26 protein-coding genes, 1 tRNA gene and 1 other RNA gene are annotated in these 21,523 nt (G+C 62.5%); 7 read left to right on the top strand and 21 right to left on the bottom strand.

Annotated features, from left to right (window positions below; translation table 11 throughout):
- Nucleotides 1-49 precede the first annotated feature (49 nt).
- From V8P86_RS12145 to V8P86_RS12080, 14 genes are all read right to left on the bottom strand, one after another.
- Complete coding sequence (locus V8P86_RS12145) at nucleotides 50-490, bottom strand: hypothetical protein (RefSeq protein WP_336327535.1); 441 nt, start codon at nucleotides 488-490, stop codon at nucleotides 50-52.
- 303 nt (nucleotides 491-793) lie between these two features.
- Nucleotides 794-1,162: a DUF7534 family protein gene (locus V8P86_RS12140; protein WP_336327534.1), complete on the bottom strand. Its 369-nt coding sequence runs from the start codon at nucleotides 1,160-1,162 to the stop codon at nucleotides 794-796.
- Nucleotides 1,163-1,230: 68 nt separating this feature from the next.
- Nucleotides 1,231-2,301 (bottom strand): M20 family metallopeptidase, encoded by a 1,071-nt coding sequence (locus tag V8P86_RS12135; protein ID WP_336327533.1) that lies wholly within the window; start codon nucleotides 2,299-2,301, stop codon nucleotides 1,231-1,233.
- A gap of 11 nt (nucleotides 2,302-2,312) precedes the next feature.
- A complete protein-coding gene (locus tag V8P86_RS12130; RefSeq protein WP_336327532.1) occupies nucleotides 2,313-2,453 on the bottom strand; it encodes a hypothetical protein in 141 nt (46 codons plus the stop codon).
- A gap of 57 nt (nucleotides 2,454-2,510) precedes the next feature.
- Nucleotides 2,511-3,746, bottom strand: a complete 1,236-nt coding sequence (gene lysA / locus V8P86_RS12125) for a diaminopimelate decarboxylase (RefSeq protein WP_336327531.1) — start codon at nucleotides 3,744-3,746, stop codon at nucleotides 2,511-2,513.
- Between the two features lie 45 nt (nucleotides 3,747-3,791).
- Nucleotides 3,792-3,959, bottom strand: coding sequence for a hypothetical protein (locus tag V8P86_RS12120; protein WP_336327530.1), 168 nt, complete (start codon nucleotides 3,957-3,959; stop codon nucleotides 3,792-3,794).
- 95 nt (nucleotides 3,960-4,054) lie between these two features.
- Entirely contained in the window at nucleotides 4,055-4,177 is a 123-nt protein-coding gene (locus tag V8P86_RS12115; RefSeq protein WP_336327529.1) for a hypothetical protein, read from the bottom strand.
- The gene (locus V8P86_RS12110; RefSeq protein ID WP_336327528.1) at nucleotides 4,177-4,599 is read right to left on the bottom strand and encodes a metal-dependent transcriptional regulator; all 423 of its coding nucleotides are present in this window, start codon (nucleotides 4,597-4,599) and stop codon (nucleotides 4,177-4,179) included. The genes V8P86_RS12115 and V8P86_RS12110 overlap by 1 nt, the downstream gene beginning before the upstream one ends.
- Nucleotides 4,600-4,681: 82 nt before the next feature.
- Complete coding sequence (locus tag V8P86_RS12105; protein ID WP_336327527.1) at nucleotides 4,682-5,158, bottom strand: ferritin-like domain-containing protein; 477 nt, start codon at nucleotides 5,156-5,158, stop codon at nucleotides 4,682-4,684.
- A 129-nt stretch (nucleotides 5,159-5,287) separates the two neighbouring features.
- Nucleotides 5,288-5,597: signal recognition particle sRNA (ffs, locus tag V8P86_RS12100), an RNA gene on the bottom strand.
- A gap of 51 nt (nucleotides 5,598-5,648) precedes the next feature.
- Entirely contained in the window at nucleotides 5,649-6,245 is a 597-nt protein-coding gene (locus V8P86_RS12095) for a class I SAM-dependent methyltransferase (RefSeq protein WP_336327526.1), read from the bottom strand.
- A gap of 373 nt (nucleotides 6,246-6,618) precedes the next feature.
- Entirely contained in the window at nucleotides 6,619-7,722 is a 1,104-nt protein-coding gene (locus V8P86_RS12090; RefSeq protein WP_336327525.1) for an outer membrane protein assembly factor BamB family protein, read from the bottom strand.
- The gene (locus V8P86_RS12085) at nucleotides 7,719-8,732 is read right to left on the bottom strand and encodes a M48 family metalloprotease (RefSeq protein ID WP_336327524.1); all 1,014 of its coding nucleotides are present in this window, start codon (nucleotides 8,730-8,732) and stop codon (nucleotides 7,719-7,721) included. Before V8P86_RS12085 ends, V8P86_RS12090 begins: the two co-directional genes overlap by 4 nt.
- 199 nt (nucleotides 8,733-8,931) lie before the next feature.
- A tRNA-Gln gene (locus V8P86_RS12080) sits at nucleotides 8,932-9,004 on the bottom strand.
- A 167-nt stretch (nucleotides 9,005-9,171) separates the two neighbouring features.
- Here V8P86_RS12080 and V8P86_RS12075 point away from each other — a divergent pair.
- Nucleotides 9,172-9,771, top strand: a complete 600-nt coding sequence (locus tag V8P86_RS12075) for an IMP cyclohydrolase (RefSeq protein ID WP_336327523.1) — start codon at nucleotides 9,172-9,174, stop codon at nucleotides 9,769-9,771.
- A 44-nt stretch (nucleotides 9,772-9,815) separates the two neighbouring features.
- Nucleotides 9,816-10,673, top strand: coding sequence for an ATP-dependent sacrificial sulfur transferase LarE (gene larE, locus V8P86_RS12070; RefSeq protein WP_336327522.1), 858 nt, complete (start codon nucleotides 9,816-9,818; stop codon nucleotides 10,671-10,673).
- On the opposite strand, the gene V8P86_RS12065 is transcribed toward larE, so the two are convergent.
- A complete protein-coding gene (locus V8P86_RS12065) occupies nucleotides 10,670-11,299 on the bottom strand; it encodes a histidine phosphatase family protein (protein ID WP_336327521.1) in 630 nt (209 codons plus the stop codon). The genes larE and V8P86_RS12065 overlap by 4 nt on opposite strands.
- 83 nt (nucleotides 11,300-11,382) lie before the next feature.
- On the opposite strand from V8P86_RS12065, the gene V8P86_RS12060 reads away from it, so the two are divergent.
- Genes V8P86_RS12060 through thrC form a run of 3 tightly spaced genes read left to right on the top strand, consistent with a single transcriptional unit; the run spans nucleotide 11,383 to nucleotide 13,367 of the window.
- Nucleotides 11,383-11,619 (top strand): DUF8001 family protein, encoded by a 237-nt coding sequence (locus tag V8P86_RS12060; protein ID WP_336327520.1) that lies wholly within the window; start codon nucleotides 11,383-11,385, stop codon nucleotides 11,617-11,619.
- A gap of 46 nt (nucleotides 11,620-11,665) precedes the next feature.
- The gene (locus V8P86_RS12055; protein WP_336327519.1) at nucleotides 11,666-12,052 is read left to right on the top strand and encodes a helix-turn-helix domain-containing protein; all 387 of its coding nucleotides are present in this window, start codon (nucleotides 11,666-11,668) and stop codon (nucleotides 12,050-12,052) included.
- Nucleotides 12,053-12,107: 55 nt separating this feature from the next.
- Nucleotides 12,108-13,367 (top strand): threonine synthase, encoded by a 1,260-nt coding sequence (gene thrC, locus V8P86_RS12050; RefSeq protein ID WP_336327518.1) that lies wholly within the window; start codon nucleotides 12,108-12,110, stop codon nucleotides 13,365-13,367.
- On the opposite strand, the gene V8P86_RS12045 is transcribed toward thrC, so the two are convergent.
- The gene (locus V8P86_RS12045) at nucleotides 13,349-13,540 is read right to left on the bottom strand and encodes a hypothetical protein (RefSeq protein WP_336327517.1); all 192 of its coding nucleotides are present in this window, start codon (nucleotides 13,538-13,540) and stop codon (nucleotides 13,349-13,351) included. The two genes, thrC and V8P86_RS12045, sit on opposite strands and share 19 nt — an antisense overlap.
- Before the next feature lie 69 nt (nucleotides 13,541-13,609).
- Between V8P86_RS12045 and V8P86_RS12040 the strand changes: the two genes are divergently transcribed.
- Nucleotides 13,610-14,587, top strand: coding sequence for a CPBP family intramembrane glutamic endopeptidase (locus V8P86_RS12040; RefSeq protein WP_336327516.1), 978 nt, complete (start codon nucleotides 13,610-13,612; stop codon nucleotides 14,585-14,587).
- Nucleotides 14,588-14,708: 121 nt separating this feature from the next.
- Here V8P86_RS12040 and radA read toward each other — a convergent pair whose 3' ends face one another.
- The 4 genes from radA to V8P86_RS12020 all read right to left on the bottom strand — a co-directional run bounded on the left by radA (nucleotide 14,709) and on the right by V8P86_RS12020 (nucleotide 19,436).
- A complete protein-coding gene (gene radA, locus V8P86_RS12035) occupies nucleotides 14,709-15,755 on the bottom strand; it encodes a DNA repair and recombination protein RadA (protein WP_336327515.1) in 1,047 nt (348 codons plus the stop codon).
- Between the two features lie 161 nt (nucleotides 15,756-15,916).
- The gene (locus tag V8P86_RS12030; protein ID WP_336327514.1) at nucleotides 15,917-16,990 is read right to left on the bottom strand and encodes a hypothetical protein; all 1,074 of its coding nucleotides are present in this window, start codon (nucleotides 16,988-16,990) and stop codon (nucleotides 15,917-15,919) included.
- Between the two features lie 38 nt (nucleotides 16,991-17,028).
- The gene (locus V8P86_RS12025; protein WP_336327513.1) at nucleotides 17,029-18,957 is read right to left on the bottom strand and encodes a heme-binding protein; all 1,929 of its coding nucleotides are present in this window, start codon (nucleotides 18,955-18,957) and stop codon (nucleotides 17,029-17,031) included.
- Between the two features lie 59 nt (nucleotides 18,958-19,016).
- Nucleotides 19,017-19,436 carry a universal stress protein gene (locus tag V8P86_RS12020; RefSeq protein ID WP_336327512.1) on the bottom strand — a complete coding sequence of 140 codons (420 nt, stop codon included), beginning with the start codon at nucleotides 19,434-19,436 and terminating at the stop codon, nucleotides 19,017-19,019.
- Between the two features lie 311 nt (nucleotides 19,437-19,747).
- On the opposite strand from V8P86_RS12020, the gene V8P86_RS12015 reads away from it, so the two are divergent.
- A complete protein-coding gene (locus tag V8P86_RS12015) occupies nucleotides 19,748-20,326 on the top strand; it encodes a hypothetical protein (protein WP_336327511.1) in 579 nt (192 codons plus the stop codon).
- Nucleotides 20,327-20,331: 5 nt separating this feature from the next.
- Here V8P86_RS12015 and V8P86_RS12010 read toward each other — a convergent pair whose 3' ends face one another.
- A complete protein-coding gene (locus V8P86_RS12010; RefSeq protein WP_336327510.1) occupies nucleotides 20,332-21,231 on the bottom strand; it encodes an acyltransferase in 900 nt (299 codons plus the stop codon).
- Nucleotides 21,232-21,523 lie beyond the last annotated feature (292 nt).

Below are 21,523 nucleotides of genomic sequence, written 5' to 3'. Positions count from 1 at the left end.
CATGATGGGACGTGCGCGATAAAAAGCCGGCCGATTCGCCCTCGCTCGCTCAGTGTCCTGCAATAGTGTTGGCCAGTTCCGCCCAGTGTTGAAACGCCCAGTAACACAGCCCTGTCCCGACGAGTCCGGCGGCGAGAATGTAGATCAGCAGTTGCGAGGAGAGAACCGCTTCGGTATGCTGGAGGAGATAGACGATCCCTTCACCGCTGAGGATGACGAGAACGAGCGCGATGCCGGTCGCGAGGAGCGCCCCGCTGAGGACCTCGCTGGCCCGCCCGACCAGCGACTCGAACCCGATGACTGCCACGACGAAACTCACCGCCATCAGCAGCACGTAGTAGGGGATCCGACCGGCGACGCCGCTGACCCGGCCCGTGGCATGCCCGACGATCCCGAGGAAACTCGCGGTCAGCACCGCCGTCGAGACGACGACGAACAGCCCGGCCTGCACGAACGTCTCGGAGTCGACCGCCTGGTTTTGGGTCGCCATATGCTATCGTCTGACAACTACGTGAAATGGATACTGGTGAGAGGGCCCGTCTGAGCCCAACCGACTGTCCCGGCCTCCACATCCGAGAGGTGGAGTACTCCCGCTCTCGGTGTGCCACCGATTTCCCCATGTCGGCAAACACGCCCAATCCGAAGACGGCGATCAGTGAGCCTGACTGCAAAGATCAACAACGACGTAGCTCCGCAGATAACCACTGCTGGCTGGCCTGTCGGTCGGTTTGTCATGACCCGTGGTCCACGGTGGGGCCTGCGGGATACAATGCTAGCCGAATCTTCGACGACTCTAGCCTGGGCCTGATGATAATGCGGCACGCCGGTCTTGATACACTATCGCGTGCCCACAGACGAGTGCGGCCGCGAGCGCTGCGAGACCGCCCCCAATACCGATACCTGTCGGCGTGAGCACGGATCCAACGAACCAGATAAACAATCCGACCGCAGTACTCACGATGAGAAATCGCCCGAAATTGTGCTGTGAATCGGTGCGGTAGACGAGGACGTACGCAGCGACGAGCACGATTGGAACTGCGCCGGTGGCGTACACCAGCTGTGTGTATGGGTCTGGCGGCGTCATCGTCGAGCCCAGCACGAACGCGACGACGACAAGTCCACCGACGCGGCCGAGAAACCGACGAGCGGCAGCGGTGTCCATACACAACGTTGTCTTTATGGCTGAATAAATGCTCGCTGACGGATCTTCGTAGAGCTCTGCAAAAGCGTTCAGCCGAGAACAGATTCGACCGTCTCCTGGACCGCCCGTGCTGCGGCCTCCACGGCCGAAAGGTGGACGTACTCCCGCTCTCCGTGTGCCACGGGTCCGTTCTCGTCGGCGAGGACGCCCGGGCCGAAGACGACGACCGGCGCGTCCTCGGCAAAATACGAGGCTTCCGTCGCAGCGCCGAACGGCCGGCACTCGCCGCCGCTCGCGGCTGCCAGCGCCTCGACCAGCGGCTCGTCGCGGTCGGTCGCGAAGGCCTCCGGAGCGGGCATGTTCGGGCGGACGAGTCCGACCTCCAGATCGTAGCTGTCGGGAAGCCAACCGTCCAGATGCGCCCGCAACCCGTCGAAGAATCCATCGACCGTTTCGGGTGGAACCGTCCGCCGGTCGAACTGAATCGTACACTCGCCGGGAATCTGGTTGATCGCCTCTCCGCCTTCGATCATCGACGGCGTGAGCGTCGGCCGGCCGAGCAGTTCGTGCGCGCCCGGTCCGCGCTCGTCGTCGTACGACTCCAGTGCCTGGAGGATCGGTGCCGCCGCTCGAATCGCGTTCTCGCCGTTCGCGGGGTCGCTGGCGTGGCCGCTCTCGCCGTGAATCCGGACTTCGCCCTCGAACTGGCCGCGGGCGGCGAGACACACATCCAGATCGGTCGGTTCGCCGACGATGTAGCCGTCGGCGTCGAGGGTGTCACCCAGATGGGCGCCGCCGGTCTGAGTCGTCTCCTCGTTGGTCGTCACCGCGAGGGTGAGTTGGCCCGACTCGATCTCTGCGTGGAGAAAGGCATCGAGAAACGCTGCGAGCGGGCCCTTGGCGTCGCAAGCCCCGCGCCCGCGGGCGATGTCGCCGTCGCGCTCGTAAGGGATGTGTGGCGGGACGGTGTCGATGTGTGTGTTCAAAACCAACTGTTCGCCCTCGCCTCTGTGTGCGATGACGTTACCTGCCTCGTCGATTTCGGGGTCCTGTCCCGCGGCGTCGAGGGTCTCGACGAGCAGGTCCCGCATCTCCGTCACGTCCTCGTGGGAAGGCGTCGAGACGGCTTCTTCGTGGAAGGTCTGGAGTTCGAAGCTCATCTAGCGGCGCCTCAGGCGAGGGTGACCACCGCGAGTGCGACCCCGGCGACGATAACGAGCGCTGTCCACAGGAGCAGTATCATGTAGACGTGTTTGACGTACTCACTATCGTCGTCGACTGGCATGATGATGAAGTCAGGGAGACGGCTCATGGTCGGCCTTGGCCCCCTGGCTATAAAAATCCGAACGAACTGGATCGGTCGAGTCCGTCAGGAGTCGAACCCGGTCTCGACCCGGGTCACGTCGTCGAGTGTCTCGCGTTCGCGGACGACGCGCGCACCATCGCCGTCCAGCGCCACCTCGGCGGGCCGGGGCTGTGAGTGGAACTGGTTCGCGAGTTCGTAGCCGTACGCACCGGCGTTACCGATGGCGAGCAGATCCTCCTGTTGTGGCCGTGCAATCGGTCGGTCTGTACAGAACACGTCCGCGCTCGTACAGCACGGCCCGCCGACCGAGACCGGTTCGGGCTCCCGATCCGGCGCGCTCACGTTTCTGATCGGGTGATAGGAGTCGAACATCGCCGGTCGAATCAGTGTCGCCAGCGAGGCATCGACGCCGACGACCGTCGCCGTATCGGTCTCTTTGATTGTGTTCACCCGCGTCAGGATGAGTTCGGCGTCGGCGACGACGTACCGGCCGGGTTCCAGTGCCAACTGCGCGTCGAGGTCGCCAACCGCCTCGCGGACTCGCTCGCCGACGACGGACATGTCCAGCGGTTCCTCGCCTTCGCGATAGGGGACGCCGAAGCCGCCGCCGATATCCAGAAATTCGAGATTGCCGACTTTCCGGGCAACGTCAGCGACAGTCTCGATGGCTCGGCAGTGATCGTCCAGATCATCGTGCAACACGCCGCTGCCGACGTGAGCATGGAGGCCGACGAGACCGAATCGCTCGCGCAGTTCCTCGGCCAGTTCGGGTACCTCGGCTTTCGGAATGCCGAACTTCGCATCCTTGCCGGTAGCGACTTTCTCGTGGTGGCCGGTGCCGATGCCGGGGTTGATCCGGATGGCGACGCGGCCGTCGTAGCCCGCCGCTTCGAGGCGGTCGAAAGTGTCCCGCGCGCCGGCTGTGACGGTCAGCCCCGGATGGTCTGCCCCCAGTTCGGCAGCGTACTCCACATCTGCTTGTGGTGGGTTGACTGCGGTGTACTGCAGCGTGTTCGGATCTGCGCCGGCGGCAATCGCTCGCTTGAGTTCGCCGCTGGCTGCACATTCGATATCAGCACCGGCATCGAGCAGCGTTTCCAGCACTGCGCGGCCAGTGTGTGCCTTCGCGGCGTACATGACGTGGGCGTCTGGAAACGCCGACGCGAACCGCTGGTAGTTCGCTCGGACGCGATCTGGGTCGAGCACGTAAAGCGGTGTGCCGTGTTCCTCGGCGAGCGCTTCGAGCCGACTGTGATCCCAGTCAGCGAGCCGACGAATCGGCGGACCGGTGGCTGTCATTGTTCATTCGTCGGTTCTCGGGCGATTGAATGCTTCGATTGCCCGTCAGTCTCCGGAGTTTTGCCCGGGAATATCCCGCCCAACGTGATTCGTCTCCGGCGGCTCTGGCCGTTCGGTCTCCCCGCCGCGACTCGTGAACCACATGACGCCGTAGGCGACGAGTGGAAAGACGAACAGTGCAATCAGTCCCGCCACAATCACGATGATGTTCATGTGGATTCACCCAGTTATGGGTAGGGCTGGCCGAAGCTTATAGATTACTAACATTTTCATTCTCAGTGCTGAAAGCAGCATTTATATACCGGAACTCAATCGTCGCCGAGAATCCCCCATCTGGTCAGTACGAAGAGGACGAGATAGCCGATCAGGCCGAGGATGAAGATGACTATGGGGATGAGAAAGGGGCCGACCGTTTCGACTGCCGCGACCATCAGTCGGCGTCGCATTCAAGCAGCGCACAGACGTCCGACTCGGCGTCGAAACAGTCCGGACACTGTGGCTGGCGGTCGATGATCGTATCCAGCCGTTCCGCGACCGTCTCGTCGATGACGGGTTCGAGTTGGCGGGCCTCTGCCCGGAAATCCTCGACTTCGAGTACTTCGACGAGAAAGCGCTCGATGATACAGTAGTTCTGGAGGGCGTCTCGCGCTCGCACGATTCCTTCGTCGGTCAGTTCGACGCCCTTGTACTTCTCGTGTGAGCAGAGTTCCTGCGTTTCGAGTTTGCCGATCATCTCGTTCGCGCTGGCCGGACTGACATCGAGCATCTCCGCAATCGAGCCGGTCGATGCCGGGCCGTTTTCGATCTCCTGGACAAGATAAATCGCCTTGAGATACTGATTTGCTGTATTCATTGGTTCCCCCCACGGGTCGCCTCCGGCCGCGTGGCCGGAGCAGTTTCCGGACAACACTGGTCGACCGCAGTGGCTCGCGCTGTCATGTGCCTTGTTCCATCAGTTCGGTAACTTCTTCGACGCCCGCCTCCTCCTCGGCTCGGATCTCTCGGAGAATCCCGAGTAGACGGTCGCGGTCGATACTGAATGTCGCATCCGACTGCTCGACTGCGTCGATCAGGTCGTCGTAGAACTTGTAGGCCGTCTCTTCGTTGCAGAGTTGGTCGTAGAGCACCCCGTCGAAATCCTGATCGGCCTCGTACTGCTGTTCGACGAGCGGCTGAATCTCGTCGAATGGAATCGTTTCCGCGTCGAGTTCGTCGATCACGTCGTCGATCCGTTCGCGATGTCGCGCCGACTCCTCGGCCGCCTCCTCCAGCATTGCCCGAACGTCGTCGTCGATGACGTCGGATTCACAGTGTTTCGTGGCCCGAGCCTCGACGACCTCTTCGAGGACGGCACCGATCTGGAGCAAGCGTGCGAGTTGATGATCCGACCCGACCGGCGACTGGAGGCTCATCGTGACCGCCTCCGTGGCCGGGTGCATCGCCAATACATACTCGTAGTTGAGGTACACGACGACTTAAGCAGTTCCCTCTTCGGCTTCGTCCTGACGCCAGCGCTGTCGCTCACCAGTTGTAGAATGTGGAAATGGACAGCCAGGATTGCGCGGCGTCTGACCGCGGGTAGTCCCGCGTGCCTCCTCCACCCCGCGACCCTACGAGCGACAGATGTCCAGTGCTCCGCTGCTCGCTTCCGCGCCTGGCGGACTGGCACCGGTTAACTGGGCGCCTGTGTCCCTGCAGACACAGCCATCCAGACCTCCGTCCCCGCAGGACGAGGCTTCGACGTTGGCTTGCGGGGCCCACGGCCGTCTGACCGCACGCCCCCGGCGTTCGGTCCCACTTGAGGCCACACGTGGCGAGGAGCGGGGCCTAACCGCCCGACCTAGTCCATCTGAACCTACCACGGGTTGTCATAAGGACCTTTCGATACAAGGGACGGGACAGCTACGACCGCGTCGCGAAGACGAACTCGGTACTGCTCCCGAGCGGATCGTCTGCCATCTCTGTCTGCACATCCTCGAAGCCAGCCTCCTCCAACTGGGTCAGCGCCTGCTCGCGGCCCGGTGCGGAGAAGAACATCGAACCACCCATCCAGCCCCGACGTGTCGTCTCGAAGCGGCCGCCGGGCAGCGTCATCAGCAAACGCCCGCCGGGACGCAGGACGCGGGCGAACTCCTCGTACACTGCGGGATGTTCCGCCCGCGGAACGTGAAAGACGGCGTGGTAGGCTGTGATCCCATCCATCGATCCCCCGACAATCGGCAGACTCGCCATATCCCCCTGCAGTAGCACTGATTCGGGAACTGTCTCACGTGCCAACTCTAACGCGTCCCGCGAGATGTCGACTCCGACGCTCCCCGCCGGCAGGTTGGCGAGCGTTCGCGCGCCGTCACAGGGGCCGATATCCAGTATCTTCGGATCGGCCGGCAACGTCGCCAACAGATCGTCGATCAGGTCCGCGTCCGACCCCGACGGATCACGATTGTGTGCGTACGTTTCCGCGACGGTATCCCACGCCTCGCGGAGTTGGTCTCGATCCATACCTGTAATTGGCCTCGACCGGTATAAACCCGGGTCCGCTGGCTCCAGAACGACCGCAGTACTCACCGATCCAACTGAGTCTATGCAACTAGTTCACACACCATGTACAACTATTATAAACCGCGCGTCCGTTGATATAAATATGTCAACACAACGGTCGACCGATCCGGCGGCGCATCGGTGTGCATGTGGTGAGACCTTCGAGAGCACCGAGGAGCTTCTCGACCACGCCCGGGAGGTACACCGATTCTCGCCGCTGTAGCCATCCCGTTGTGAACGCTTCCGGACCGCCCTGAAACCGCGACTCGGTTATTCCGGCCCCGACACGACAGCCACGCGTAGCGACTATTCTGCCGATCCGTCTCGCTTGCCGTCACCAGAACAGTCCGCGGCGCTGGTCAGTCCGCTGGACGCAGATCAGATCGCCCGACTCGAAGAGATACCAGACGAGTTCGCCGTCGATCCAGCCATCGACCTGCTGACAGTCGCCACAGAACCCACCCGACGAACAGAGAGTGAGGTCACGGTTCCACCGCTGGCCGTTGGGACTGAAGCCGTGTAGTTCACAGCCCGGAACATAGTATCCCCACTCCGCGGCCGGAAGGAATGAACCGCTGGATGTCGAGATATCTGCGTTCCACAGCGGCGCTCCGGTCGTCTCGAAGGTCCGTACTTCCGATGTCGAGCGCAAGCCGAGTACCTCCCCCTCTACGGTCAGCGTCGTCCACAGCCCCTCGGCCGGTTGTTCCCACAGTCGCTCGCCGGTCGCCGGATTGACAGCCCACACCTCAGTTTCGTCGGTGAGATACAGTCGTTCGGCGTCTGTGGTCACGAGCAGATCGTCGCCGGTGCGATGGTAGGTCTCCGTGCCTGACTCGTCGATTACTCTGAGCCTGTTCGCGGTGTGTATCACGGTGGCCCGACCGACGACGAACAGGTCCTGCAGGTCGTCGACGACTCGCTCCCACAGGAGTCGTTCACTGACCGCGGCCACGCCTCCGCTGGTGGTCACCGCCACCAGTTCGGGGCTGCCGGCGATTGGCGGGCCGGCGTCTGGGAGTTCGGCACTCCACTCGCGCTCGCCTTCCGTGTCGTCACCGCTCGGTGCGACCGCTTCGACGCGGGACCCGTCGTCGACGAGATAGGCACCGGCTCCCGCGAGAGTGGCGGCGGTGTACGTCCCGGCACGGCTGTACTCCCACTGTGACTCGCCGTTGAGATCGAATGCGGACAGGTCAATTTCTGAATCCGGCGGATCTTCGTCCGGGAGCGACGGCCTGATCGTATTATCACGCTGTTTCGCGACGAGGATCCGGTCGCCGTCACGCAGCACGTCTTGGGTCTCGATTCCGAACAGCGATCTGCCGGTGAGGGATTGACGCTCGCGAATATCCCCGGTTCCGTAGGCGTACCCACAGCCAGCCAGTCCGGCCGTCAGACCGGCAGCGATCCCACCCAGTACCTCGCGCCGGTTCATTCCATCTCCCCCGCCAGTTCGTACAGGCGGTCGACTCGCTCGCTCGTCGGCGGATGCGTCTCGGGGAAGATGTCCGTCGACACGAGTTCGGCATCGGTGAAAGCCCGCGATTCCAGCGGCGCGGCGTACAGCGCTTCGGCGCCGCCATCGAGCGCCCGAAGGTCCTCGTCCGGCACGTCTTCCATCGTCTCGTCCATCGTTTCGAGCGCGCTCGCCAGGGCCGCGGGATCGCCCGTCAGCGCTGCGGCCCCGCGGTCCGCGGCGAACTCCCGATACCGTGAGAGCAACCGGTGAACGAGTACACTCGCGGCCCAGAACAGCGCGGAGACTGCTAGCGTCATGAGCGCGGTCGCGACGAGCACGATAATCGCCTTCGCCGCGCCGCCGTCGTCTCCGCCCGAGGAACCGCCGGCGAGCGAGCGCGGGAGTCGATACAGCAGGTACGCGGAGACGATTGCGAGGTAGTACGTTACTGTCGGAAGCACCCATGCGACGGTCATAACTGTGGCGTCGCGGTTCGTGAGATGAGCGAGTTCGTGCGCCAGCACGGCGGTCAGTTCCTCGTCGTCCAGTTCGTCGAGCAGTCCTGTCGTGAGTACGATTGTCCCCTCACCGGACGGCCCCCTGACTGCCGCTGCGTTCGGCGCGTCGTTGTCGGTGACCGCGACCGCCGGCGGTTCCACGTCGGCCTGCTGGGCCAACCGCGTCACCGCAGCGTGGAGTTCGGGGTGGGAACTGCTGCTGGTCTCCCGTGCGCCGATCGAGCGCAGCACTGTCTGCGGGCCGTACCGCGCCTGCACGGCCAGTCCACCCACCACCACGACGACGGCGAATCCAGGTGCGACGTAGAAATGCCCGTAGTACGGTCCGTACCCCTGTGATTCGAGAATGGGCACCAGAAACCGATTGACCGCGAACTCGAAGGCGTAAATGAACAGAAACGGGAGAGCGACGACCAGCACCGCCGTGAGCAGTAGTCGACGCCGGAGGGCGGAATCATCGGGGAGCATCGGAGGCTGCCGGTGGGTTCGTCACAATCCACTATAAATTCCTGGCTGCTGTCTCTTCGCGTGCAACAGCACCTCTCTGGAGTTTGCTTCGGGAGGAGAATAGTTCCGGGAGGATTCGAACCACGGTCGTTTCGACACGCTTCACTCCCAGCTTCGAATCCATCGAAGAAGATCACTGCTCACTGCCGTTCGCAGAGAATAGTTCCGGGAGGATTCGAACCTCCGTCGTAGCCCCCAGAAGGCTACATGATTGGCCACTACACCACGGAACTTCGCATTAATTCGTAATTGGTGATCGTACTTATGTGTGTCGTAATCGCTTCCCGGGAGGCGCAAAATGTGCTTTCCGGTGGCAGTTCGCACAACGAATCTCCCACGTCTCTATCTCTCTGAACTGCGTTCCGACACCTACATGCCCGCGCGCCCGACACACCGAGATATGTACGTTGGACGCTTCGTCGTCGTCGGGCCGGAGGTCGGCGCATACCGCGTCTCTTCGCGCTCGTTCCCGAACAGACAGGCAATCGACCGCGACGGCACCATCACCGTCGGCCCCACCGAGGAGGCCGAAGAGACCGACAACCCCTACATCTCCTACAACTGCGTGCAACTGACCGACCGCGGCGCAGTCATCGGTAACGGCTCGCACGTCGACCCTATCGCCGAGAAACTCGAACTGGGCTATCCCGCCAAGGACGCGCTGGCCGAACCGCTGCTCGCGCTGGATTTCGAGAAAGACGACTACGACACACCGCGCATCGCCGGCATCGTCGGGTTGACCGACGACCCCTCCGCGAACGCAGAGCCGGCGGGCTACATCGGGACGGTCCGACGAGACGCACTGTTGGTCGAGGAGGTCACGGAGCCGACGCTGGTCGCCACCTACGAGGAGGACAGCCCAACCAAATTCAAACTCGACGCCTTCGATGCCGCCGGTGTGGCCCGAGAACTGTACGACCACGAGTTCGAGCATCGTGTCTGTGCGGCCGGCGTCGAGTACGCGGACGGCGAGTTCGAGACGGCTATCGTCAACGAGTAAGGCGGGTGCGACGCGTTTTTGCGCTGTGAGCGAGAAACAGGGCTATGACCGAAGCGAAACTCGACGCCGCTCGGGCGGACCTCGCGGAGCGCGACGGCGTACTCGTCGCCTTTTCGGGCGGGGTTGATTCGAGCGTCGTCGCCGCAATCGCCCACGACGCGCTGGGCGAGGATGCCGTCGCCTGTACAGCGCGCAGCGAAACCCTCCCAGAAGCGGAACTCGACGACGCGAAACGAGTCGCCGAAGAGATTGGGATCCGTCACGAAATCGTCGAGTTCAGCGAACTCGACAGCGAGGCGTTCATCGCCAACGACGACCAGCGCTGTTATCACTGCCGGACGATGCGACTCGGGGCGATGTTCGACCGCGCCGAGGAACTCGGGATCGATGTCGTTTGTGACGGCACCAACGCCTCTGATCCCGGCGAGGGCCATCGTCCCGGACTGCAAGCCGTCGACGAACTCGACGCCTACTCGCCATTGCTCGCCCACGAGATCAGCAAGGAAGAAGTTCGAGAGATTGCCGAGCAGTACGACCTTTCCGTCGCAGACAAGCCATCGATGGCCTGTCTCTCCTCACGCATCCCGACGGGACTCGAAGTCACCGAGGAACGACTCAGCCGTATCGAGAAGGCCGAACGACTGCTCCGGACGTGGGGCTTCGATCAGTTCCGGGTACGGGATCACGATGGCCTCGCGCGCATCGAAGTCTCCGAGGAAGAACTGGACGTGGCGCTGGATCCCGACTTCATCCGCGCGGCGCGCGATCACATCGCTGATCTCGGTTTCGAGCACGTGACGCTGGATCTGCACGGCTACCAGACCGGCAGCGTCAGTCCGGCGACCGAGGACTCCGACCTGCAGGAACCCGACCCGCTCGAAGCGGAGTATCCGACCGACTAGGGCTCGTGTGGCGGGACCGTCTCGAAGAGCAATTCGTTTTCCCGAATAATCTCGTTCTCCGGAAGTTCGACTTCCGTCACCGAGCAATTATTGATGCTGTATCGTTCGATTGCGCTGGGGATATCGAGACTGTTGAGCCACGCGAGCACCACGGTAATCGGGCCGCCGTGGGTCACGACGAGCGCCGTTCCAGTTGACTCCTCGCGCACCTCTTTCCAGGCGGCGAGGACTCGCTGGTACATCTCGACCAGTGTCTCGCCGCCTTCGGGGCGCTCTTCGAGCGCGAGCAGCCCGTTGTTGTACTCGAACGCTGGGAAGCGACTTTCGAGTTCACCCCATGTGAATCCCTGATAGACGCCCAGTCCGCGCTCGCGCCAGGCCGATTCGAACTCGGGTTCCGGTTCGATCGCTGCGTCGCGGATGCCAGCAGCAGTCTCTCGGGTCCGCAGGCTATCGGAAGCGACGATACGGTTGATATCGCAGTTCGCTGCGAGTTCCTTGCCCAACCGCTGCGCCTGTTCGTGGCCCCGGTCGTTCAGCGCCGTCGGTGCCCAGCCCTGTAATCGACCTTTTCGGTTCCAGTCCGTCTCGCCGTGGCGTACCAACAGGATGCGCTCCGCAGTCACATTCACAGCGTAGGGCGGCAGTGATTTGACTCCTCTGTATTCAAAACGGGTCACTGAAATGGAGCCTCCTCGAATGAGCCGATATGAGCGACCCGCTCGTCGTCGAGGCCGGCGAACTGACCGTCGAAGAGATCATGACCGCGATCGAAGACGGTCGGCGCGTCGTCGTTCGCACGGAGTTTCTGGGCTCCGAACACGAGGTTACCCTCCGATACAACGGTGATATCTACTACTGTGATACCCCCGCTCGCCTGCACAAACACGACTCCGCCAGCGAGATGCAGACCTGCCTGCGCCAACAGGGCTACGCCGAGCAGTGAACCGCAGAAACTGAGATTTTATTCGCCCGGAGGTGCAACGGCTGGTATGGTTGATGCCGACCCGTCTCCGGCGAAGTTCCGGGAATTGATGCTCGACGAAGAGCCGGACCTCCGCGAAGTGCTCGCCTGCGTGTTCAACGTCCAGCGCCACGAGGCCAAGACTTACGAGACACTCCTGGAGCATCCGGGCAGCACCGTCGAGGAACTGGCCGCCGAACTCGACCGGGACCGCAGCAACGTCAATCGCTCGCTGTCGACGCTGCGAGAGAAAGGCCTCGCTGCCCGCGAACGACGCCTGCTCGACGGCGGCGGCCACGTCTACCAGTACTCCCCGACCCCGCTGCCGGAGGCCCGCGAACTCATGCACGAGACGCTTGATGCATGGGCCGACTACGTCCACGACCGCATCGACGAGTTCGGCGACGAAGCATAAGCCGCCCCAGTATCTAACCGCCTGACTTTTGGGTTCCGGGGACAAGACCTGTATAATGGCTAACCTCGAACTGACCGCAGACGAACCCTCCTGCGCGTCGGATGGCGTCTGGCTGAGTTGTATCGAGTGTTCGGAGACGTTTGCGCCGTTTGCGGACGTTCGGTACACCTGCGACGACTGTGACGGCTTACTCGAAGTTCGGTACTCCGACCTCCCGACGTGGAATGACTTCGAGGGCGAACGCGGCGTCTGGCGGTATGGGGCCGCACTGCCGGTCGACAACGGCGTCAGTCTGCCCGAAGGCGGCACCCAACTCCACGACGTGCCGGGGCTGGAAGACGAAATCGGCGTCGACCGCCTCCGAGTCAAACACGAGGGGATGAACCCGACGGGTAGTTTCAAGGATCGGGGGATGACCGTCGGAACTCGCGTCGCACAGAAAGTCGGCGTCGAGCGACTGGCCTGTGCCTCGACCGGTAACACCAGCGCTGCACTGGCCGCCTACGGCGCGCGCGGTCGGATGGAGACGCTCGTGCTGCTCCCGGCGGGGAAAGTCGCCGCCGGCAAGGTCGCACAGGCAAGCCTCCACGGCGCGCGCATCCTCGAAGTCGACGGCAACTTCGACACCTGTCTGGATATCGTGCAGGATATGGCCCAGCGCGGCGAGGTCTACCTGCTCAACTCGCTGAACCCCTTCCGACTGGAGGGCCAGAAGACCATCGGGCTGGAGATCATGGAGCAGTTCCACGAGGAAGAGGGTGATTACCCCGATCGGATCGTCCTGCCGGTCGGGAACGCGGGCAACACCGCCGCGCTGTACAAGTGTTTCCGCGAACTCGTCAAAAGCGGCGCAATCGAGGAGGAAGACGTGCCCAAACTAACGGGCGTCCAGGCCGCCGGGGCAGCGCCGATGGCCGAAGCCATCGAACACGGCTGGGAGGAACACGAACGCTGGGACGACGTCGAGACTCGTGCGACGGCCATCCGCATCGGCAACCCGGTCAACGCACCAAAGGCGCTCCCAGGAATCCGCGCGACGGGTGGCACTGCCACCGCAGTCTCCGACGAGAAGATCACCGAGGCACAGCGTGACCTCGCGGGCGAGGGTGTCGGCGTCGAACCGGCCTCCGCGGCGTCGATTGCCGGCTTGCGAAAACTCCGTTCGGAGGGTGTCGTCCGCGACGATGAGCAAGTCGTCTGTCTCACGACGGGCCATCTGCTCAAAGATCCCGAGGCCGCCGCCGAAGCGGGTGCCGACCCCGAACCCGTCGGCGGAACGACCGCAGAAGTCCTCGATTATCTCGAATCGAACTGATCGCCGTCGGTTTCCTCCTGCTCTTCTCCGTCTCTCTCGTCGTCCGCGTCGTTCTGGTTAGGATCCCACTCCGAATCGCCGGTATTCCCGCCGTGGGAGGGGTGATCCGGGACGTGAGAGAGAAACGCGCCCTGCAAGAGTCCTTTGAGTTTGTCGAGGAGGCTGTCGGACATACGTAATAGTTGGTAGGACGGAGGGATAAGTACTGCCAGGATTAAGTGAGTGGGCCCGCCAGGGCCGGTATGGACGAGAACCTTCGCCGGGGACTCTCGCAGGTCTTCTGGAATTCTGAGGAGCGACGGCCCCGCGCCCCGCTTCGGTTTGCCATCTCGTTCGTACTCGTCTTGCTGTTTGCCCTGTTGCTGGGCGTCGTTGCCGTCATCGTCGGGCTCGGTGTCGGGACGCTCGGCCCGCTGTCGGCAGCACTCGCTGAATTGGCCTCGCTGATTGCACTCGTCGTCGCTGTTCTCGGGATGAGCTGGATCGTTGACCGCCGCCGATTCAGTGATCTTGGCGTCAGTCTCGACCGGGAGTGGCGACGTGAGTTCGGTGTCGGACTCGCGGTCGGAGCGGCGATGGTCGCCCTCGTCGCGACGGCGATTCTGCTTACCGTCGGCGAGATTTCCGGGACCTTCCTCACTCGTGATGGCGCGCTGTTTTCCAATCTCTCGGTCCCTGTCGGTCTGCTCGTCGCCGCCGGCTACTTTCTCGCAATCGGCGTGCTGGAAGAACTCGTCTTCCGCGGCTACCTGCTCGTCAACGTCGCCGAAGGAGCCCGGATCGCACTGGATAGCCGCCGTGCTGTGCTGCTCGCGGTCGGGGTCAGTGCGGCACTGTTCGGCCTCGCTCACGCCAGCAACCCGAGTGCGAGCGTCGTCAGTACGCTCAACATCACACTCTTTGGCCTTCTGCTCGGCGGCGCGTACGTCTTCACCGACTCGCTCGCGCTCCCCATCGGGATCCACACGGGCTGGAACTTCGTCCTCGGCCCGATTTTCGGCCTGCCGGTCAGCGGACTGACCAGCAGCGTCGCCGTCCTCGCCGTCGACCCCGGGACCCGCTCCGTACTGACCGGCGGCGAATTTGGCCCGGAGGCCGGCCTGTTCGCGCTCGGCGCGCTCCTCGTCGGTGCTGGCCTCCTCGCAATCTGGATCCGACACACCGGCAGCCTTTCTATCAGTGAACAGGTCTCCGAACCCGATCTGTGGACGCGTTCGTAACGAATTTCTGACCCCCTTATTTCGGATCGAAACCCGGTCACATCGTGTGGTTCGTTTGCACGAGTTATACTTTCACTCTGCCCCGTCAGACACGTATCAGAAAACCGGTTGTTCTTCCGGGTTACTCCTCGACGAGACCGTCTCCGGAGACGCGCATCACTCCCTCACCGTCGGCGAGGTTCGGCGCGTCGACCAGGCGAACGATCCGCTTGTTGTTCTTGGATTTGCGCAGGTAGATCCGGAAGGTGGAGGTGTGACCGAGGATGTTTCCGCCGATGGGCTGGGTCGGGTCGCCGAAGAAGGAATCGGGGTTGGAAGCGACCTGGTTCGTGACGAGGACAGCGGTATTGTTCAGGTCGCCGACACGCATCAGGTCGTGGAGGTGTTTGTTCAGTTTCTGCTGGCGCTCGGCGAGTTCGCCACGACCGACGTACTCCGCGCGGAAGTGGGCGGTCAGTGAGTCCACACAGAGCAGTCGGACGGGGAACTCGTCGTCCTGGCTCTCGCCCGCAATCTCCTGGGCCTTCTCGGCCAGCAGGATCTGATGATTGGAGTTGAACGCCTTCGCGACGTGAATCTTGTCGAGAATCGCCTCGATGAGTTCAGTCAGCAGTTGTTCGTCTTCGGCATCGGCCTCGCCTTCCTCGGCGACGCCGTGCAGGACCATCGTGTCCTCGATGACCTCGTCGTCGAGGCCACGGACCATGTCGTCGATTCGCTCGGGCCGGAAGGTGTCCTCGCTGTCCATGAAGATGGCACTTCCTTCGAGGCCGCCGTGTTCGGTCGGAAGCTGGACGTTGACCGACAGCTGGTGGGTGACTTGGGACTTCCCGGAGCCGAACTCGCCGTAGACTTCCGTGATCGACTGCGTCTCGACGCCGCCGCCGAGCAGTTCGTCTACCTCGTCGACACCCCAGGTGAGTTTGCCGATCTGCTCTCGTCGCTCCAGTACCGTCGCGCCGCTCTCGAAGCCGCCGATGTCTGCGGCCTCTCGGGCCGCCTGAATGATATCCGCCGCGCTAGATTCGCCGATATCCGCCGTGTTCGAGAGTTCGCCCGGGCTCGCGACCGCGATTCCCTGGTAGCCGTCGAAGCCGTTCTCTTTGAGTTTCTCCGCTGTCGCCGGACCGACGCCCGGCAGCTCTTCGAGGTCTTCCTGTGTTGCCATACGCGTCGGTTGTGCCCCCTTGTACATAAAGCCCCGTTAACAGCGGACTGAAAGTGAAACTGCCGGACGGAATCGTGGCTCCGAGCGAACGCGGCCGAACGTTTACGAACAGTGACGACTCTGCGTGGTCGGCTTGATAGCGAAGAACGGCGGGGTTCGGCTCAGACTCCGCTGAAGCTCTCGAACTCCGTGGTCGGGAGTGTCTGTGTCACGACGTAGAAGTTTCCGTCGAGGGATGCGGACACCTCGCCTGCGTCGTTCCGTGCCGGCGGCGGGAAGTCGTCGCTGTCGCGTGCTGCCACCGCGCTCGATTCGTCGATGAACGGGAAAATCGTCTTGCGTTCGGTCTCCGACTCTCCGACAGTTGTGCCGCCGATTGCGCCGAGCAACCCCTCTGGTGGTTCGCTGCCGGAGGAGCCACTATTGACGAACTTCGTTCCGTAGGTGAAACTCACGAACGAACTCCCGTCGACCTTGCTGAACAGTCGCGCGATCTGGTCGTCGGTCTCGTGGACTCGCTCGGTCTCTCCGGCCCCGGCGTCGGCGAACTGTTCGATGACTTCTGTCCCCTCGTTTTCGCTCGTCTGTGGGACGTAGAGGACGGTCGACTCGCTCACCCCGACGCTCAGTCCGGGTCGGTCGTCTGTCCGTCCCTTCGTCAGGATCGTGAACTCGCCGTACTCGCTCTCGCCGTCCCACTCCGTGTCCCTGTAGTTCCGGTATTCGCTAATAATCGCCTCGGGGTCGAAGGTTCCAGTACAGATCACGGTCTGGTCGAAAAACTCGAAATCCGGCTCTCGGATTGGCGTCTGAAGCCGGATGTACTCGTCGACGGACCCCTCCTGTATCAGCGGCAGCGCGTCCTCGCGGGGGACACTCTCTGTGGCGGACTCCGAGAGGCTATCTTCGATTGATCGCAACTGTGCGCCGTCGAGGTAGACGAAGGCGAGCCTATCGACAGAGCCGTCCGTTGTCGTGGCTGGCTCCGGGATCCATCTCGTGTATGGCTGATCGACGACGGTGATCGACTCCGTTTCGTCATCTTCTGTCACCGATTCGTCATCGTCCTCACTGTCGGGTTCCGAATCTTCGGGCTGGTCGTCCGAGTCGCCCGCTGGTTCGTCGTCCGTCGACGACCCGTCCCCATCTCCCGAGTCCTCAGAGCAGCCGGCGAGCGCGAGCGCGACCGATGCTGCGGCGGTCTTCAGCACTGATCGCCGTCGCTGTTCGTTCATGCATCATACGAGCAAGAAAATGACATATATGGTTTCTGTTACGCCAGGAACACGTGCCGGGGCTTGTCGTCGAGCACTTCGCGGCCCCAGTCGACGGTGTCGGTGAAGGCGTCCGACCGGAAAAACTCCATCGCGTTCTCTTTGGAGTCCCACCGGCTGGCGATGAACATATCGTTCTCGTCGTCGACGTTCGTCAGCAGTGCCGTCGAGCGATGGCCCTCCATCTCGCCGAGCAACTCTCCTACGTCGGCGAATTTCTCGACAAATTCTTCCTGGTAGTCGGGCTTGACCGTGTAGAACATCCCCATCGTCTCGAAGCCGTCGCCCTCGTCGGCCCAGCCGACGATGTCCGGCAGATCGCTCAGATACTCGCTTGCGGTGTTCGCAGCGTCTGCGGTCTCCCAGCGGCTAACCACGGCCGCGTTGTCGCTGTCCGGATCGTCGTACACGTCGGTTCCCTCGTGGGTGTCGTAGCGGTCGAAGCCGTCGCTTAGGTCGGCGACTTCCGCGGTCAGTTCGTCGAGGTCGGCCTCGGAGTACAGCACGAGCGCGTAGATATCCTCGCCGTGGGGCTGGCCGGCGTAGACGTCCAGATCGGCGAGTTCCTCGCGGATTTCGCCGGCATCGCCGCCCGCGGAGCCGTGTTCTTCGTGTTCGTCGGCGGCCTCACCGTCGCCGAGCGATCCGCGGTAGCCGTCGTCGACGCCGGGCAGATCGGTCAGGAAGCCTTCAGCGGTGTCGGCCGCTCGTTCGTTCTCCCAGATGCTGACGATGGCGGAGCGACCGCTCTGGGCACGGACGACCGTCTGTCCGTGCGTGTCGTAGTGATCGAAGTTCTCGCGCAGTCCGTCGACTTCGTCGGCGAGTTCCTGCGCGTCCGCGTCCGAGTAGAGTACGAGGCCGAAATCGCCGGCTTCGTAGCCCTCGCCCTCACGGATGCCGAGTTTGCCGAGTCGACCCGCCAGGTCGTCGGCTTCTTTGGTGATGCTCTCGCCGTCGCCACCCATCGGCGGGCCGCCTCGGCCGCCGTCGTCGCTGTGTTCGTCTTCGTCGTCGTGAGCGTGTTCCGCGTGACTCTCGTTGTCACCGTGTGTCTGCTCGTCCGCGCCGTGACTGGTCGCCTCACCCGGATGGATCGGTCCCGCGGCGTCGAGGTCCGTCTCGACATCGCCGTCGGCAGGCACGACTTCTCCGGCCATCAGCGCGGGCAGATCACTCGGGGCGATCCGGCGGCCGATGTAGAACGAGCCAAACTCCGCGAACTGCGAGGTGGAGGGATCGAATCGCATCTCGTAGAGCAGATCTTTCATATCGACGAGGTCGTCGCCCCACAGGGTCACACCCCACTCCCAGTCGTCGAGCGCGATTGCGCCGGTGATCATCTGGATGATCTTGCCGCCGTAGTCACGGCCGATATCGCCGTGGGCCTCCATGTGCTCGGCCCGCTCCTCGAAATCCATATCGTACCAGTTCTGGTCGGGCTGGCGGCGTTTGTCCATCGGGTAGAAACAGACGTGGGTTGCGTCGGGAATCGTCGGCTTGAGCCGGGTCTGGATGTAGTTGTACAGCCCCGAGTCTTCGTCGAGTTCACCCTCGAAGTAATCACGGGCATTCTCGGAGTAGCCCGAGGCCTCCGTTACGGAGACGAAGGATGTCTCGCGTTCGGTGAAGCGGGCGAACTCCGTCTGCTCGAACTGCCGTTCGAGCGCGCCGATGTGGGCGCTACTCGGCCGAAGATGCAAGATGAGAATGTCGGCCTTGTGCCCGAGGATGGAGTACAGCGCAGAGTCTCCCGCATCGGCGTCTGCGACGGCGAGACGGCTGTCGAGGTGCTCGGTTACCTCCGCGAGTGCGCGCTTGCGTTCGCGGTCTGTCGCGTCACGCCACGCGTCCCAGTCAATTGTCCGGTAATCGTGCAGTGCATACCAGCCTTCGTCTGTCGGCGGCGGGTCGCGTGCTTCTGGCATACACAGGCGTACGGCCCAGTACCCAAGAATGGTTTCGTTTGTTCCCGATGCACCGAGGCTCAGACGACGATGACCGGAATATCCGTCTCGTGGATTACCGTCTCGGTTGCGCTGCCGAGTAAGACGGTCTTGAAATCGGACTGTCCACGTTCGCCCATACAGACCGCGTCGATTTCGTGCTCGTCGAGATAGGCGAGAATTTCTTCGGGTGGTGCCCCCTCCTCGATTGCCGTCTGGACCTCGATGCCCGCCGCAGCGGCCCGCTCTCGTACGTCGGCCAGTTCGCTCTCCCCATCTTCCCGGAGCACTTCCCGCCGCTCGTCGGGATCGATGATCGCGTTGTCGTAGGCGGTCCGCGTCTCGATGACGTACAGCGCGTGCAGCGTCGCGTCGTATCGCTCCGCGAGATCGATCGCGTGCGTGACTGCGGTGCGCGCATGCTCGCTTCCGTCGACTGCGACGAGAATCCGTTCGTACATACTGGGTGTACACACGCCCGGCCCTAGTATTTCGTGGTCCGGTTCTGACCGCACGAAGACTCCGACCTGATTTCGCGTTGCTGCTACTGCTGTGATCTCCGACGCTGCGCTCTTCAGAATATCACAGATACTGCGAATATTGCTAAATATCTACACATCTGGTTACTCTTTCCTCTCAGAATTTGTTATATTTACTCAAACTCCTCTAATGATATAAGGATAGACTTCATGAATGTACCGCACAGACTCCGCGCTGGAGACGTACTTCCCGGGGGCGAGAACGCGCCTTCGGAGATGCGGAACCACCTGCCATGACTGATTCGACACTCACCCGTGCCAATCTCATCGCACAGATGGTCCCCGACGACTCGGTAACGACAGATATCCTCGCGGACGACGAGCGCCAGTTCGAGAACGGACGACTCGCTGTTGATCCGCCCATCGACTATCTCGACGAAAGCGAGAGTCCGGCGTATATTCTGACAAACAACAAGAAGGGTATCGGACTGGGAACCAAAGGGAACACAGTTTCGCCCGACTCGGACCGGGGCACAGTGATCATGATCACGGGGCGACGGATGATCTGTCTGGTGGGACAGGACGGTGACGATCAGACGTATAGCATCCCACACGACGCTATCGCCTGGGTTTCCTACCACACTGGCTTCTTCTCGAACCGCCTCGAAATTCGGACGCCAGCGAAGGGGTATCACTGCTGGGCGGATCGAACGACACCCGAGGACCTACTGTCTGATATCACCGACTACATCGACGACCGCCGGTCCGAGGATCCCACACCGATCGCTGGAGATAGCGAAGCCAGCGTCTACTCGTGGCGGGGCGATACAGTGAACAAGAACGACAGGGCGACCGACTCGGGCACGGACTGAGACGCTCAGCCCTCGCCGGGCGCGGAGAGATCACGGCCGAACTCGTCGTACTCCTCGAACGGTTCCGGGAACTCCCGGCCGAGTTGGCGCTGCTCTCTGTTGTCCTCGAGTGGGCCGAGGTCGGCCGCGACGGACTCCCAGCCCGGTTTGATCTTGACGCTCTTTGCGGGCGCACCGGCGGCGATGTGGTGGGCCGGCACGTCGCCGAGCGGTTTCGCTCCGGCACCGATCATCGCGTTCTCGCCGATCCGACAGCCAGCGCTGATCATCGATCCGTAGCCCAGTCGCACATCGTCTTCGAGAATCGTCTCGTAGGTCGTCACGTCGGTCTGGTCGACGGTGTCGTGTGCGTGCGTGTGGATGTGGCAGTTGTCCGCGATGGAGACGCGCTCGCCGATTGTGAGTTTCCCGCGGTCGTCGAGCAGCACGTCGTTGTGGACGACGGTGTTGTCGCCCATCTCGATGTTGTGGCCGCACTGGATTTTGATCCCGCCGAACAGCCGCAACTCCTCGCCAGCGTCGGCGAAGAGGTGATTCGCGAGCATCTGCCGGAACGGAAGTGCGAAGGCGATGTTGTTCGCGAGTGGCGAACGGTCGAACCCCGCCCAGAGATAGCGGAGACACTTGCTCTCGCGGAGCTTCGAGAGCTCCTGCTCCGCCCAGTGTTCGGTTTCGACCAGGGCGTTGCGCGGATCGTAGCTGCCGACCCGCATCCGCGTCATCGGCGGCAGCGACTCTCCCCGCTGATACCGGCCGTATTCCTCGGAATCGCCAAACAGGTCGGCGAGCACCTCGCCGACGACGGCAGCCGTCTCTTCCGCTGCGAGTCGGCTGTCGACATCTTTGATCGTTCTGTCGATTTCCGCCCGCACCTCCGCTGGCACATCGACGTGGCGTTTCGTCATCGCTGCGTGTCTCCCCCGCAGGTTTCACACCGTCGTCCCATCGACGGCGCTGCAGTCGTGTCTCGCGTACTCCGATTCATACCGACGTAATAGTATTGGTATCACTAAGTATTTACCCAGACTAAATCGTAATTGTAGTTCTATCGTCCTAAAACTCACACGTTCATCTTGTTTTTGTGGTTTATAGCGTAAGTACCGGAACCGAGTGAGGATCTCAGATGACGTCGTCAGTGGACGAACTGCGGGCAGCGCGAATCGACAGCGTTTCGGTACCGTAGTCCGTGGCTTGGGT

The organism is Halovenus anhuiensis, from assembly GCF_037080055.1.
Taxonomy (GTDB): domain Archaea; phylum Halobacteriota; class Halobacteria; order Halobacteriales; family Haloarculaceae; genus Halovenus.
The sequence above is the reverse complement of the archived record's forward strand: the minus strand, read 5'-3'. Positions and strand labels throughout refer to the sequence as shown.

What these genes read in the sequence shown, in the direction of transcription:
- V8P86_RS12145 (WP_336327535.1), bottom strand. Translation starts at nt 490, where the DNA reads ATGGCGACCCAAAACCAGGCGGTCGACTCCGAGACGTTCGTGCAGGCC.
- V8P86_RS12140 (WP_336327534.1), bottom strand. Translation starts at nt 1,162, where the DNA reads ATGGACACCGCTGCCGCTCGTCGGTTTCTCGGCCGCGTCGGTGGACTT.
- V8P86_RS12135 (WP_336327533.1), bottom strand. Translation starts at nt 2,301, where the DNA reads ATGAGCTTCGAACTCCAGACCTTCCACGAAGAAGCCGTCTCGACGCCT.
- V8P86_RS12130 (WP_336327532.1), bottom strand. Translation starts at nt 2,453, where the DNA reads ATGAGCCGTCTCCCTGACTTCATCATCATGCCAGTCGACGACGATAGT.
- lysA (WP_336327531.1), bottom strand. Translation starts at nt 3,746, where the DNA reads ATGACAGCCACCGGTCCGCCGATTCGTCGGCTCGCTGACTGGGATCAC.
- V8P86_RS12120 (WP_336327530.1), bottom strand. Translation starts at nt 3,959, where the DNA reads ATGAACATCATCGTGATTGTGGCGGGACTGATTGCACTGTTCGTCTTT.
- V8P86_RS12115 (WP_336327529.1), bottom strand. Translation starts at nt 4,177, where the DNA reads ATGGTCGCGGCAGTCGAAACGGTCGGCCCCTTTCTCATCCCCATAGTC.
- V8P86_RS12110 (WP_336327528.1), bottom strand. Translation starts at nt 4,599, where the DNA reads ATGAATACAGCAAATCAGTATCTCAAGGCGATTTATCTTGTCCAGGAG.
- V8P86_RS12105 (WP_336327527.1), bottom strand. Translation starts at nt 5,158, where the DNA reads ATGAGCCTCCAGTCGCCGGTCGGGTCGGATCATCAACTCGCACGCTTG.
- V8P86_RS12095 (WP_336327526.1), bottom strand. Translation starts at nt 6,245, where the DNA reads ATGGATCGAGACCAACTCCGCGAGGCGTGGGATACCGTCGCGGAAACG.
- V8P86_RS12090 (WP_336327525.1), bottom strand. Translation starts at nt 7,722, where the DNA reads ATGAACCGGCGCGAGGTACTGGGTGGGATCGCTGCCGGTCTGACGGCC.
- V8P86_RS12085 (WP_336327524.1), bottom strand. Translation starts at nt 8,732, where the DNA reads ATGCTCCCCGATGATTCCGCCCTCCGGCGTCGACTACTGCTCACGGCG.
- V8P86_RS12075 (WP_336327523.1), top strand. Translation starts at nt 9,172, where the DNA reads ATGTACGTTGGACGCTTCGTCGTCGTCGGGCCGGAGGTCGGCGCATAC.
- larE (WP_336327522.1), top strand. Translation starts at nt 9,816, where the DNA reads ATGACCGAAGCGAAACTCGACGCCGCTCGGGCGGACCTCGCGGAGCGC.
- V8P86_RS12060 (WP_336327520.1), top strand. Translation starts at nt 11,383, where the DNA reads ATGAGCGACCCGCTCGTCGTCGAGGCCGGCGAACTGACCGTCGAAGAG.
- V8P86_RS12055 (WP_336327519.1), top strand. Translation starts at nt 11,666, where the DNA reads ATGGTTGATGCCGACCCGTCTCCGGCGAAGTTCCGGGAATTGATGCTC.
- thrC (WP_336327518.1), top strand. Translation starts at nt 12,108, where the DNA reads ATGGCTAACCTCGAACTGACCGCAGACGAACCCTCCTGCGCGTCGGAT.
- V8P86_RS12045 (WP_336327517.1), bottom strand. Translation starts at nt 13,540, where the DNA reads ATGTCCGACAGCCTCCTCGACAAACTCAAAGGACTCTTGCAGGGCGCG.
- V8P86_RS12040 (WP_336327516.1), top strand. Translation starts at nt 13,610, where the DNA reads ATGGACGAGAACCTTCGCCGGGGACTCTCGCAGGTCTTCTGGAATTCT.
- radA (WP_336327515.1), bottom strand. Translation starts at nt 15,755, where the DNA reads ATGGCAACACAGGAAGACCTCGAAGAGCTGCCGGGCGTCGGTCCGGCG.
- V8P86_RS12030 (WP_336327514.1), bottom strand. Translation starts at nt 16,990, where the DNA reads ATGAACGAACAGCGACGGCGATCAGTGCTGAAGACCGCCGCAGCATCG.
- V8P86_RS12025 (WP_336327513.1), bottom strand. Translation starts at nt 18,957, where the DNA reads ATGCCAGAAGCACGCGACCCGCCGCCGACAGACGAAGGCTGGTATGCA.
- V8P86_RS12020 (WP_336327512.1), bottom strand. Translation starts at nt 19,436, where the DNA reads ATGTACGAACGGATTCTCGTCGCAGTCGACGGAAGCGAGCATGCGCGC.
- V8P86_RS12015 (WP_336327511.1), top strand. Translation starts at nt 19,748, where the DNA reads ATGACTGATTCGACACTCACCCGTGCCAATCTCATCGCACAGATGGTC.
- V8P86_RS12010 (WP_336327510.1), bottom strand. Translation starts at nt 21,231, where the DNA reads ATGACGAAACGCCACGTCGATGTGCCAGCGGAGGTGCGGGCGGAAATC.